Source organism: Oceanobacillus sp. FSL K6-0251, assembly GCF_038004725.1.
Taxonomy (GTDB): domain Bacteria; phylum Bacillota; class Bacilli; order Bacillales; family Amphibacillaceae; genus Oceanobacillus; species Oceanobacillus oncorhynchi.
This window is the reverse complement of sequence record NZ_JBBORS010000001.1, coordinates 3,160,101-3,172,237: the sequence shown is the minus strand read 5'-3', so window position 1 is coordinate 3,172,237 and position 12,137 is coordinate 3,160,101. Positions and strand designations below refer to the sequence as shown.

General features: G+C 38.6%; 11 protein-coding genes and 1 pseudogene. 8 read left to right on the top strand and 4 right to left on the bottom strand.

Going from position 1 to position 12,137, the window contains the following annotated elements; all coding sequences use genetic code 11:
- Positions 1-15 precede the first annotated feature (15 nt).
- Positions 16-1,287 (top strand): dihydrolipoamide acetyltransferase family protein, encoded by a 1,272-nt coding sequence (locus tag MKY45_RS15870; RefSeq protein ID WP_042535268.1) that lies wholly within the window; start codon positions 16-18, stop codon positions 1,285-1,287.
- Positions 1,288-1,290: 3 nt separating this feature from the next.
- On the top strand, positions 1,291-2,697 hold the full coding sequence (lpdA, locus tag MKY45_RS15865; protein ID WP_042535266.1) for a dihydrolipoyl dehydrogenase: 1,407 nt from the start codon (positions 1,291-1,293) through the stop codon (positions 2,695-2,697).
- 343 nt (positions 2,698-3,040) lie between these two features.
- Here the strand turns inward: lpdA and MKY45_RS15860 are convergent, their stop codons facing one another.
- Together MKY45_RS15860 and MKY45_RS15855 are read right to left on the bottom strand one after the other, a co-directional pair.
- On the bottom strand, positions 3,041-3,421 hold the full coding sequence (locus tag MKY45_RS15860) for a hypothetical protein (protein WP_042535264.1): 381 nt from the start codon (positions 3,419-3,421) through the stop codon (positions 3,041-3,043).
- A 282-nt stretch (positions 3,422-3,703) separates the two neighbouring features.
- Entirely contained in the window at positions 3,704-5,338 is a 1,635-nt protein-coding gene (locus MKY45_RS15855; RefSeq protein ID WP_445667641.1) for a BCCT family transporter, read from the bottom strand.
- A 762-nt stretch (positions 5,339-6,100) separates the two neighbouring features.
- Between MKY45_RS15855 and MKY45_RS15850 the strand changes: the two genes are divergently transcribed.
- From MKY45_RS15850 to MKY45_RS15840, 3 genes are read left to right on the top strand one after another with little or no spacing between them, the layout of a single operon-like run.
- Positions 6,101-6,991 (top strand): polysaccharide deacetylase family protein, encoded by an 891-nt coding sequence (locus MKY45_RS15850; protein WP_042535260.1) that lies wholly within the window; start codon positions 6,101-6,103, stop codon positions 6,989-6,991.
- A 20-nt stretch (positions 6,992-7,011) separates the two neighbouring features.
- The gene (locus MKY45_RS15845) at positions 7,012-7,974 is read left to right on the top strand and encodes an NAD(P)H-dependent flavin oxidoreductase (protein WP_341173100.1); all 963 of its coding nucleotides are present in this window, start codon (positions 7,012-7,014) and stop codon (positions 7,972-7,974) included.
- A 2-nt stretch (positions 7,975-7,976) separates the two neighbouring features.
- A complete protein-coding gene (locus tag MKY45_RS15840; RefSeq protein ID WP_042535256.1) occupies positions 7,977-8,246 on the top strand; it encodes a UPF0223 family protein in 270 nt (89 codons plus the stop codon).
- A gap of 40 nt (positions 8,247-8,286) precedes the next feature.
- Here the strand turns inward: MKY45_RS15840 and MKY45_RS15835 are convergent, their stop codons facing one another.
- Complete coding sequence (locus tag MKY45_RS15835) at positions 8,287-8,919, bottom strand: YktB family protein (RefSeq protein WP_042535254.1); 633 nt, start codon at positions 8,917-8,919, stop codon at positions 8,287-8,289.
- Positions 8,920-9,214: 295 nt separating this feature from the next.
- Between MKY45_RS15835 and MKY45_RS15830 the strand changes: the two genes are divergently transcribed.
- The 3 genes and pseudogenes from MKY45_RS15830 to MKY45_RS15820 all read left to right on the top strand — a co-directional run bounded on the left by MKY45_RS15830 (position 9,215) and on the right by MKY45_RS15820 (position 11,867).
- Entirely contained in the window at positions 9,215-9,403 is a 189-nt protein-coding gene (locus tag MKY45_RS15830; RefSeq protein ID WP_042535252.1) for a hypothetical protein, read from the top strand.
- A 211-nt stretch (positions 9,404-9,614) separates the two neighbouring features.
- Positions 9,615-10,843: pseudogene (gene tnpB, locus MKY45_RS15825) on the top strand (IS200/IS605 family element RNA-guided endonuclease TnpB).
- A 217-nt stretch (positions 10,844-11,060) separates the two neighbouring features.
- Positions 11,061-11,867 (top strand): inositol monophosphatase family protein, encoded by an 807-nt coding sequence (locus MKY45_RS15820; protein ID WP_193063289.1) that lies wholly within the window; start codon positions 11,061-11,063, stop codon positions 11,865-11,867.
- On the opposite strand, the gene MKY45_RS15815 is transcribed toward MKY45_RS15820, so the two are convergent.
- Positions 11,868-12,041, bottom strand: a complete 174-nt coding sequence (locus tag MKY45_RS15815; protein ID WP_175297073.1) for a DUF5325 family protein — start codon at positions 12,039-12,041, stop codon at positions 11,868-11,870.
- Positions 12,042-12,137: the final 96 nt, after the last annotated feature.

The window sequence follows — 12,137 nt, the reverse complement described above, 5'->3', positions numbered from 1 at the left end:
TAGGAGGTCAAATCCATGGCATTTAATTTTAAATTACCAGATATCGGTGAAGGAATTCACGAAGGAGAGCTCGTTAAATGGTTCGTTAAAGAAGGCGACGAAGTAAAAGAAGACGATGTGCTCTGTGAAATTCAAAATGATAAATCTGTCGTTGAGATTCCATCTCAGGTAGACGGAACAGTTACAAAAATCCATGTGGCAGAAGGTGAAGTTGCAGTTGTAGGTGATACGTTAATTTCATTTGATGCAGAAGGATACGATGATGAAGAAGAGGAAGATACTAAATCAGACGATGCTTCTTCGGAATCAAAAGAAGAAAAAGCGGAAGAAAATGCGGATCAAGCGTCTGACGACAATGCATCTGAATCAGATGACAAGCGTGTTATCGCAATGCCATCTGTTCGTAAATTCGCACGTGAAAATGATGTGAATATTAAAGATGTACAAGGATCCGGCAAAAACGGACGTATTACAAAAGAAGACGTAGAAAGCTTCTTAAGCGGAGATCAGCCTGAGGCTTCTTCTGAATCTGCAGAACCGGCAACTTCTGAAGATACACAAGCAGCTGCTGCTCCACAAGGACAGTATCCGGAAACACGCGAGAAAATGACAGCAATGCGTAAAGCAATTGCTAAATCAATGGTTAACTCTAAATCAAAAGCTCCACACGTTACGTTAATGGACGAAGTGGATGTTACAGAATTAGTAGCTCACCGTAAGAAATTCAAAGCAGTTGCAGCAGAACAGGAAATCAAGTTAACGTACATGCCATATGTCGTTAAAGCATTGGTATCTGCGTCTAAGAAATTCCCAATCCTTAACTCTTACATTGATGATGCAACGGATGAAATTGTAGAAAAACATTACTACAATGTCGGAATTGCTGCAGACACAGATCGCGGACTTTTAGTGCCGGTTGTGAAAGATGCAGATAAAAAATCTATCTTCCAGATTTCTGATGAAATCAATGAATTGGCAGTTAAAGCGAGAGATGGTAAACTGAAACCAGACGAAATGAAAGGTGCTTCCAATACGATTTCCAATATTGGTTCAGCTGGCGGTCAGTGGTTCACTCCAGTATTAAACTATCCAGAGGCAGCTATTCTCGGAATTGGTCGTATTGCTGAAAAACCTGTCGTTCGTGATGGTGAAATCGTAGTGGCTCCAGTTCTTGCTGTATCCCTAAGCTTTGATCATCGTATCGTTGATGGTGCAACTGCTCAAAATGCATTGAACCAAATCAAACGTTTATTGAATGACCCACAATTAATTATGATGGAGGCGTAAGTCATGGTAGTAGGAGATTTCCCGGTAGAAGTAGACACACTTGTCGTTGGTGCTGGTCCAGGAGGCTATGTTGCAGCAATTCGTGCAGCACAGCTGGGACAAAAGGTTACAATTGTTGACAAAGGTGAATTAGGCGGCGTTTGTTTAAACGTTGGATGTATTCCTTCTAAAGCACTTATTGAAGCAGGACACAAATATCAGAATGCAAAAGGCTCTGATGATTTAGGTATTACAACAGAAAACGTAAGTCTTGACTTCTCTAAAGTACAAGATTGGAAAGCATCTGTTGTAAACAAACTTACTTCTGGTGTTCAAGGACTGTTAAAAGGAAATAAAGTGGATATTGTAAAAGGGGAAGCTTACTTCGTAGATGAGCATACGGTAAAAGTTGCCGGCGAAAAAGACTCTCAAACTTACAAATTTAACAACTGTATTCTTGGTACTGGTTCTTCACCAATTGAAATCCCTTCTTTCAAATTCTCTGAAAGAGTATTGGATTCTACAGGAGCATTGGCTCTAACTGAAGTTCCTGAAAAATTAGTTGTTATCGGTTCTGGTTATGTTGGAACTGAGCTTGGTACAGCTTATGCAAACTTCGGCACAGAAGTAACGTTCTTAGAAGGTGCTAAAGATATTCTTGGCGGCTTTGAAAAACAAATGACACAAGTTGTTAAAAAAACGCTGGATAAAAAAGGTGCTAAAATTGTTACAGAAGCAATGGCTAAAGGCGCAGAAGAAACAAAAGATGGTGTAAAAGTGACTTATGAAGCAAACGGCAAAGAAGAAGTCATTGAAGCTGATTACGTACTTGTTACAGTAGGACGCCGTCCAAACACAGAAGAACTTGGCTTAGAACAAATTGGTGTTGAAAAAGATGACAGAGGCTTGATTAAAGTGGATAATCAAGGAAGAACTTCTGTAAGCAACATCTTTGCAATCGGCGATATCGTTCCTGGTCCGGCTCTTGCTCATAAAGCATCTTATGAAGCTAAAATTGCCGCAGAAGCAATTAGCGGTGAAAAAGCAGCTATTGACTACAACGCTATTCCGGCAGTAGCATTTACGGAGCCTGAATTAGCAACAGTAGGTCTGTCTGAACAAGCTGCGAAAGATGCAGGCTATGACGTAAAAGCTGCGAAATTCCCATTTGCAGCAAATGGACGTGCATTATCGTTAAACACTTCAGAAGGCTTTGTGAAGCTGGTTACCCGCAAAGAAGATGGTCTTATCATCGGCGGTCAAATCGCTGGTCCAAATGCGAGTGACATGATTTCTGAAATCGGACTGGCTATTGAAGCTGGAATGACAGCAGAAGATATTGCATTAACTATCCATGCTCATCCAACACTAGGTGAGATTACGATGGAAGCTGCAGAAGTAGGCTTGGGTACACCAATCCACACAATGTAATATTTGTTGAAAAAAAAGGCATGCTCCGGGTATATATCCGGGCATGCCTTTTTTAAGGAATAAGAAAGCAATAAATACACTCCCTGCGGAAAGCGACTTCCTGAGACTGGGATTGCGATTACTCGCCCCATCGAAAAGAGTTTGCGATTACCCGCCTCATCAAAAAACGCCGAAGCGTACATCTCCTGGGCAAGAACACTGGTTTTTGAAGATCAGGCGGTGTCCTTGCTTTTCTTAAATATAAAAAGGGAGTCAGGCACCTGCTTTAATAATCCAAGGTGCCTGACTCCCTTTTATCATGCAATAAATCTATTCTGAAGGGTTTTACTCCTTCATGCAGAAGCTAGTAAATAATTTGATCATTTGCGCTGACAATGGATTCTAATGTCTCCATAAGATCTCCGCGTGACATATGATTTTCAATCGAGTAGATAACATCTTCATCTTTAAGTAAGTAAACACTATTATTATTTAAAGTATAATCTGACGGCAGCTCTTGATTATCCATGGTGCGTTTTTCCGGACTGGAAATTTCATCTGGATATTTTGCCTTCAAATCAACAAATGTATTCATATAACTATCATTATCTTCAGCTGGAGGAACATATATAACATGATAGTCTGTAAATTCAAATTCAATAACTTGCATGTTCTCTTCATGTTGACAGCTATTTAATATGGGAATCATAGTAAATAATAGTAGAATGATACCAAATTTCTTCATTCTATGTCACCTCTTCCCGAAAATAAAAGCAATCACTGTCACTTTTGTTTTCGCTGGATATAAATAGTTTAACAAATAAAATCCACTATTTAAGAGATGTTATAAAATAGTAACGAAAATGATATTAGAGTAACATTCTTTTGTAGCAATGTGTAATACTTTAAAAGAAAAGTAATGATAAACGTGTTTTGGTGTCGAAAACTGGGTATAAAAAAGCTCTCCTTAATTTTAAGGAGAGCTTTTCTTTAACATTATTTCATTCTTCAGCACAGTTTTTATTAGTTAAGATTCAGGTCTATTTTCTTCCTGATCAATCTCGGGAAGAGTTTTTTTGAATCCTTCTTTCATTTCTTTTATTTCTTTTTTCTGTTTTTCCCGGAACTCCGGATCATATCTGCGCTGTCTGGCTTCCAATGTTAAAATTTTATGTTCACTTTTCAATGCTTTCAAGAGAGAGTAGCACATAAAAATCATTAAAATAGCGAATGGAAATGCTGCGATTAACATAGCCATTTCAAGTGCGCTTAATCCGCCAGACCATAACAGAACGGAGGCGATAGCAGCTAAAATCAGTCCCCAAATTACTTTTATACCTATGTTAGGGTTTAACTTTCCGCCGGTTGTAAGCATACTAAGCACAAAAGTACCAGAATCGGCTGACGTAATAAAGAAACATGAAATCAAGAGAACAGCAATACCGATGACAACTGAAGCCATTGGCATGGACTCAAGGAAAGCAAATAAAGCTACTTCATTCCCTAGTTCATTCATTAATTGATGAATCATGCCACCTTGGGATGCATCCATTTCTAAACCTGCGACACCAAAAACAGAGAACCAGATGGCGCTAAATATGACAGGCACAGCAGTTACACCAATAACGAATTCACGAATTGTTCTTCCTCTAGAAACACGGGCGATAAAGGTTCCAACAAATGGTGACCAGCCAATCCACCAAGCCCAATAAAATAGTGTCCAGGAATTTAAGAATTCTCTTTCTCCAATATATGCATTTGTGCTTAATGTCATACTGGGGAGATTTTGTATATAATTTCCTAATGTAGTTGTAAAGGATTCAATCATCTGGGTAGAAGAACCAAGGATGAACACAAAGACCATTAATCCAATTGCAAGTACAACATTGGTCCAGCTCAAGTATCGAATACCCTTGTTAATGCCTGTTGTAGCAGATAACATAAATAGTGCTGTGATAATGATTATAACGATTAAATTTGTTGTAAAGTTATTTGGAATTCCTTCAAATGTAAAATTTAACCCGGCTGTAATCTGTGTTGCACCTAGACCTAGTGATGTTGCAATACCAAATACAGTTGCGAAAACAGCAAGTGTATCGATGGAAATCCCTAAAATACCTTTTGTGCGATCACCAATCAATGGTGCAAAAACAGAACTGATTAAAGCAGGAGAACGATGTCGGAATTTAAAATAAGCCAGTGCCAATGCAAGTACTGCGTATACAGACCATGGGTGGAAACCCCAATGGAATAAAGTGTACTGCATCGATTGTTCTGCTGCAGCCAATGTTTCTGGTTCAGCTGAAGGAGGTGAATAATAATGTGTTACGGGCTCTGTCACACCGTAGAATACGAGGCCTACCCCCATACCGGCAGTAAATAAAAATGCAAACCAGGTGAAATAACTATATTCTGGTTTTTCATCAGGTTTTCCTAATTTTATTCTTCCATAAGGTCCAAAAATGAGAAATAGGGCAACTAGTATAAAACCAGTAGTAACGAGCATATAAAACCAGCCAAATGTGTCTGAAATAAAACCGTCAATGATGCCTAAAACATTTTCTACATTTGCAGGGAAAAAGGTTCCCCAAATAAGAAATACAAGTATCAACGATATGGATACCCAAAAAACAGGTGTAATTGTTTTTGATTTAATAAGTATGACCTCCTTATATTATAACATTTAAGTAATGTAAGCTAAGCAGCATCACTATTTTCTTATACATTTCAATGTTCATTCATTCTGGTTACTGTCATGTTTAAAAGTTCAACTAATTGGCGTTTATTATATTTCCTTTATAAAGAGAGATTATCCAGACATTGATAATGAAATTAAAACAATACAAAAGATTGTTGTACAAATCCAAATCACATCAATTTTTCTGTAATTATGAATTTTAACTTTTGTAACGTTAGTTAGTAATTTAGCGTGAAATGGATTATGTTAGCGTCAGAACAACTAAACTGCTGCTTTTTTCCGTTTTTAGACTGGTTTTATACCGATTTATTCCCTCTTCTTTTGTTAAATACCTATAACAGACTAACAATCCTTTAACCTTATTGTCAACCTTTTGATTTAACACCTGTACAAGCAAACGGAAGAAGTATGTATCCTGTCAAAGCTATTTATCATCTAAATTAATTTCGTCAGCAGATAATCAAGAAGGCTTTTCCCAATGGAAGTTTGTATTCATTGTTTGCTGGTATGAAATTCAAATCATTTATTCCAGTTTCATGTCGAAAGAATGTAGATAGTGACACTTTATGTATTTTGTAATTTTAGCTTATTATTTAACTACCCAATATTAAAAAAATCAAACATATTTCATTCCCTTTCTTAATAAATACTTTGGTTGCTCATTGTAAAAAATTAACTTATAATAAAATCAGAATTTTATAATGGATTATGGGGGTTCTTGATAATATGTTACGAAAAAGCGGATTTATTGTCGTATTCATTCTGTTAGTCGGTGCGATGGCGGCCTGCAGTTCGAATGATAATGAGGAGAGCAGTGCAGAACAATCTGAGGAGGAGACAGAAGCGCCAGAAGAAAATACCGAGAACCAAGAGAATAAGGATTCGGTTGAAAATGAAACAAATGAACAAGAAACGGAAGAAGAAGGCAATGAGGAGGAAAACACAGAGGACCAGGAGCCGGCTTACTACATAGACGAAGAAACAGCAGCAATTCACCCTATTGATGATGCAGACGAGAACGTAGTCCTTCTAACCATTGATGATGCACCTGATGAGTATGCTCTGGAAATGGCTGAAACATTGCAGGAAAAGGATGCGAAAGCGATATTTTTTGTGAATGGACACTTTATTGAAGATGAAGAAGGACAAGAGGCGTTGAAAACCATCCATGAAATGGGATTCCCAATCGGTAACCATACGTATTCTCATCCGGTGATCCCGGAAATTCCTGAGGATGAGCAGACAGAGGAGATCGTCAGTCTAAACGATAAAATTGAAGAAATTATTGGTGAACGTCCGCAATTCTTTCGGGCACCGCATGGCGCGAATTCAGATCATTCACGCGAAGTTGTAAAGGAAGAAGGAATGGTTTTAATGAATTGGACGTACGGTTTTGACTATTTTGAGGAATATCAGGATGCAGATAAATTAAAAGAAGCTCTTATTTCTGGCGAAGCGCCTGAAATAGATATTAATTATTCCTTGCTCCAACCGGGCGCGAACTTGCTGATGCATGATCGTGAATGGACAAATGAAGCATTAGGAGATGTTATTGACGGTCTGCGGGATCAGGGTTATGAGATAGCTGATCCAAATTTAATTGAAACATTAGAATAAGATAATGTGGAGGGGAAACCGTGTATCAAACAAGGGTTACGAAGCTGTTAAATATTAAATATCCGATTATTCAAGGGGGATTGGCATACTTGGCTTATGCTGATCTTGCTGCAGCAGTAAGTAATGCTGGCGGGCTGGGACAGGTTACTGCAATGAGCTTGTCCTCTCCAGAAAAATTGCGGGAAGAAATTCAAAAAGTAAAACAGTTAACAGACCGGCCTTTTGGGGTTAACTTTGCTATTGGGCAGCACGGCAGAAAATTTGATCACATGGTAAAGGCGGCTGTAGAGGAGCAGGTGCCAGTAGTTTCAGTAACTGGAGGAAATCCTGCCGGTGTCTTTGACCTGTTAAAAGGTCACCCTATCAAAAAATTAGTCTTGGTTGCATCTGTAAGACAGGCTGTCAAAGCGCAGGAATTAGGAGCGGATGCCGTAATGGTTGTAGGGCAAGAAGGCGGAGGTCACTTGGGCAGAAGTGATACGGGTACCATTGTTCTTACGCCGCAGGTTGCGGATGAACTTAAAATTCCCGTCATTGCATCAGGCGGTATTGTCGACGGAAGAGGCTTGATGGCAGCACTAGCTCTTGGAGCAGAAGGCATTGAAATGGGGACAAGATTTATTGCAACAAAGGAAGTTCAGGCGCATATAAATTATAAAAAAGCAATTGTATCTGCCGGTGAAGGAGATACAGTAGTTATTAAACGTTCATTAGGCACGCCGGCAAGAGCATTACGTACGCCTTTTACAGAAAATATTCGCTCGCTGGAAGAAAAGTACGGGAATAATTATGAGCAGTTAAAGGATTATATTAGTGGAGAGGTAAATCAAAAGTATATCCATTCTGGCAAGGCGTCAGATGGATTTGGATGGGCGGGCCAAGGCGTGAGCCGTATCCGGCAGATTTTAAGTGTAGAAGATGTCATGGACTCCATTATAAGGGAAGCAGACGAGATTAAAGAAAAATGGAGTAAAGAGGTGTAAAAATGAATTATACGTACCCCATGGACGAAACGTGGTCGACAAATGAAATTATTGATGTAGTCAATTTTTTCTCATTAATTGAGCAGGCATACGAGAAAAAAGTCAGACGGTCTGATCTTCTTTCTTTATATCGGCGCTTTAAAGAGATTGTTCCGTCAAAAAGTGAAGAAAAGCAATTATTTGAAGAATTTAAGCGTTCTTCTGGATACTCCAGCTACCATGTCGTGAAAAAAGCAAGAGAGTCGGAAGAAGCTTTTATTTCGATAAAATGAAAGAAATCCCCTAAACTTTATGTCGTTTAGGGGATTTCTTTTATGCATCACGGCTGTCGATTGCCAATTTGTAAAGCGGGAGCAGCTGTTCATAGGTTTCTGTTATCGTTGTAAATAGTTCTTTATCATTTTGTAAAATCGGATCATCATAGGATAGATGTCTGCCGATCAAGAACTCGGCTTTTTTTACATCGCGGAAACGTTCTATCTCTTTTTCCGTTAGCGCTTCTAAGGAAATGGCATCCTTTTTAGTGTGATCTAATGAAACAACAAATGACGCAGGAAGAGTTTTTATTTCTTCAAAATGATCTAAATAGCTCGCTGCAATTTTTGATTTGTTTGGTAATTCATAAATAAGTGCCAGCCAAATGAATAAATGATCATCAAATAATCCGACTTGAAAGTGAGGGTGCTTTTTATAGCCCCTTTTGTTATCTGCAATTGCCAGCCATGTATCATTCGGCGGATTTACACTTCTGCGAGCGTGTCGGGCAATATGTAAATAAAGCTCCTGGTCTATTTTCTCAGACAAATAGGAAACAAGTTCTTCTCCGATAGCTTGAAATTTTGGCTGTATTCTATTCTGGATAGCTTCCATACGCTCATCTAATCCATCAATTGTAAATGTTTGAAAATCTTCTTTTGTAAAATGACGTAATTCCACAAATACCATCCTTTCCTTTGGTGTATATACCTTTTTAATATAAATTATTATTCTTTATCTGTAATAAGAAGTCAAGCGAGAGCAGAAGACGTTAAAAGAGGACGATTAAAAAGCAATTGTTTTTGCCCGGGAGAAATGTTTAATACTTCAAAAAGAGGGTATAGTGAGGTAAGAATAAGATTGATTTTTTAGTTTTTAGTGAACAATTTATCTCGTGAATCATAATATATAGCACATACATGAAACGAAAAGAAATGATAGGCTCTTAGGTGAAATGTGAATTTCCTTATAAAGGAGTGATAGGATGAAATATGTTATGGAAGCTCTCCGTCGAAAAGAAGCAGAAGAACGTCTCCCTGTCATCAAATTAGAGATTGATTATGAATTGGCAACGTTATTTGATGCGATGCAGGAGGAAGATACTGTACAAATTATCAAATCTAAAGAGAGGCTGAAGCAGCTCAGTGAGCAGTGGATAAGCCTTATCGATTAAATAATATCAGAATACCCTAATATATAGCCGCTTTCTTTATCAAAAAAAAGGAGAGAAAACGCCCTCTTCAATCGCGTAGAGGTAAGGGGGAGGTGAATCTCCTATGCACAAAAGATTGCTTTTTGGTGTCTCGACTGTCCAATGCTGAATCGAACAAATGTTCCGTAATCGTCCTTCTTCTGATATAATAGACAGGAGGAGGTTAGAAGCTATGAAAATAACAAAAGCATTTCGTTTTCGTATCTATCCGAACAAAAACAAATCACCTTCATCCATAAGACAATCGGCTGTTCCCGCTTTGTCTACAACTATTTTACAGGAAAACAAAAAGAAAAAGGCCACTATTAGCATACGGTGAATGAAATGGTACAAAACGGACAGCTTCTTCAAAATAATTGGAAGGGCGAATTTTTCAATAAAAATAAGGCAATCAAAGCGGTTCCAGAATTGAAGAAAACTTATCCTTTCCTCAAAGAAGTTGATAGCATTGCCCTTCAAAAAGCCGTTGAAAACGTGAACGATTCCTATACACGTTATTACAAGAAACAGAACAAGGCACCTCGTTTTAAATCAAAAAAGAATCCTGTTTAATCGTATACAACCAAATATGTCAATGGAAACATTGCTGTATTGGATAAACATATCAAACTGCCTAAGCTCGGATTGGTTCGTTTTGCCAAAAGTCGGGAACTGGAAGGGCGTATTGTCAATGCAACAATCGGGCGCAATCCTTCAGGCAAGTACTTTGTTTCGATTGTAGTTGAAACAGAAATTGGACACGATGAAAAAACAGGTTCCTCTGTAGGCATCGATGTCGGATTAACCGATTTTGCAACCCTTTCCGATGGGACGGTGTATGAAAATCCAAGGTTTTTCCAGACATTAGAAAAGAAGCTGGCAAAAGCGCAGGTGATTCTTTCAAGGCGACAGGTGGGCTCAGCGAATTGGCAGAAACAAAAGCGAAAAGTAGCCCGGCTTCATGAAAAAATTGCCAATAAAAGAAAAGACATGTTAGATAAAATCTCCACCGATAAGGAGACAAGCTAAAATTGCCGCGTCCTGCGGCAACGCTTGCATGACCAACATCCTGTTGGCCTAAACCACGATATCATCGGAATAGAAGATTTGTTTGTGAAAAACATGTTAAAAAATCGTAATCTTGCGAAAGCGATTAGCGATGTATCCTGGTCTGCGTTCCAGACGATGCTGGAATATAAAGCGGCCTGGTATGGAAAACAGGTCGTTACGATCGCTAAAAACTATCCATCCAGTCAGCTGTATTCCAATTGTGGACACCAAAACAAAGACGTTAAAAATCTCGCTTTGCGTGCATGGACGTGTGATATCTGTCAATGCCATCACCAAAGAGAGAGAAACACAAGCAGGAATCTTCGTAAAGAAGCATTGCGATTAACCGCAGGAACTGCGGGGATAGCCTAATCCATAACTGACCGGTAGGTTGGTGTTCTTAGGAATCTCCTACTTCAAGCACCTTGAAGGTTGATAAGTGGGGGTAGTTCAAAAGAAAGAGCATATTAGGGTTGTTTATTGAATATTTCCATCCTCAATTATTCCTTTATAGTAAGTTTAGGATTGGTTTAATAAAGAGGAGTCTGATAAAATAAGCTTACATGTAGTTTTTGGAGGCGATATATAAATGAATCAGCAACAAAGACAGAAAATTTATGAAACAGCAAAACGTTGGATATATGAGGCAGGGACCGAAATTCGAGAGCATATGAATGATCCGCTGGATATTGAAACAAAATCTAATCCGAATGATTTAGTAACGGCTCTGGATAAACAAACGGAAAAATTCTTTGTAGACCGGATTCATCAAGCTTATCCAGAGCATCACATTATTGGCGAGGAAGGCTTCGGGGACACATTGTCTAGTGTCGACGGAACTATATGGATTATTGATCCGATTGACGGAACAATGAACTTTGTCCACCAAAAACGCTCATTTGCAATATCTATTGGTATTCTACATAATGGCATAGGTGAGATTGGTTTTGTTTATGATGTGATGGGTGATCAGCTTTACCATGCTAAGCGCGGTGAAGGTGCCTTTAAAAATGAAACCCGATTAGAACCATTAGATAAAAAGAAAAAATTGGAAGAATCCATTATCGGCATGAACCATTTTTGGTTATGTGAGAATCGTGTGGTAAGTTATTCAGTTATGCAAAAATTTGTGCGTACGGTAAGAGGTACACGGACAATTGGATCGGCAGCATTAGAATTAGCGAGTGTAGCTGAAGGGGTTCAAGATGCTTATCTTGCTTTAAGTCTGGCACCATGGGACGTTGCCGGCGGAATTATATTGAATCAGGAAGTTGGCGGTGTTGCCGGAGATGTAGACGGAAACCCTTGGAACCCGCTGGAAAGAGCACCGGCTGTCGTGGCTAATCCCGCAATCCATGATTCCATTATAGGATTTTTAAAGGAAGGAAGGAAATAATCATCCCTTCCTTTTTTTCTTTCTGGACATTGCAAATCCGAATACAGAAAATGCTAGGATAATACATAAAATGATGGCCCATACATTTCGAAAAGCAATAGCCAATCCCACTAAAATAAATAACAGAACAACTAGAAATGCTAATAATAGCATGGAAATATCAATTTTCTTCATTTTCAACCGCCTTTACTATTTGTCCACAAACCAGTATAAAGGATAATAACGAGAACTTCAAAAAACAGACATATAATTTTTCATTTTTCTCTAGTC

Excerpts from the sequence above, each read along its gene's own strand:
- MKY45_RS15815 (WP_175297073.1), bottom strand. The coding sequence starts at position 12,041 with ATGAAGAAAATTGATATTTCCATGCTATTATTAGCATTTCTAGTTGTT.
- MKY45_RS15840 (WP_042535256.1), top strand. The coding sequence starts at position 7,977 with ATGAATTATACGTACCCCATGGACGAAACGTGGTCGACAAATGAAATT.
- MKY45_RS15850 (WP_042535260.1), top strand. The coding sequence starts at position 6,101 with ATGTTACGAAAAAGCGGATTTATTGTCGTATTCATTCTGTTAGTCGGT.
- MKY45_RS15870 (WP_042535268.1), top strand. The coding sequence starts at position 16 with ATGGCATTTAATTTTAAATTACCAGATATCGGTGAAGGAATTCACGAA.
- MKY45_RS15860 (WP_042535264.1), bottom strand. The coding sequence starts at position 3,421 with ATGAAGAAATTTGGTATCATTCTACTATTATTTACTATGATTCCCATA.
- MKY45_RS15820 (WP_193063289.1), top strand. The coding sequence starts at position 11,061 with ATGAATCAGCAACAAAGACAGAAAATTTATGAAACAGCAAAACGTTGG.
- MKY45_RS15830 (WP_042535252.1), top strand. The coding sequence starts at position 9,215 with ATGAAATATGTTATGGAAGCTCTCCGTCGAAAAGAAGCAGAAGAACGT.
- MKY45_RS15835 (WP_042535254.1), bottom strand. The coding sequence starts at position 8,919 with ATGGTATTTGTGGAATTACGTCATTTTACAAAAGAAGATTTTCAAACA.
- lpdA (WP_042535266.1), top strand. The coding sequence starts at position 1,291 with ATGGTAGTAGGAGATTTCCCGGTAGAAGTAGACACACTTGTCGTTGGT.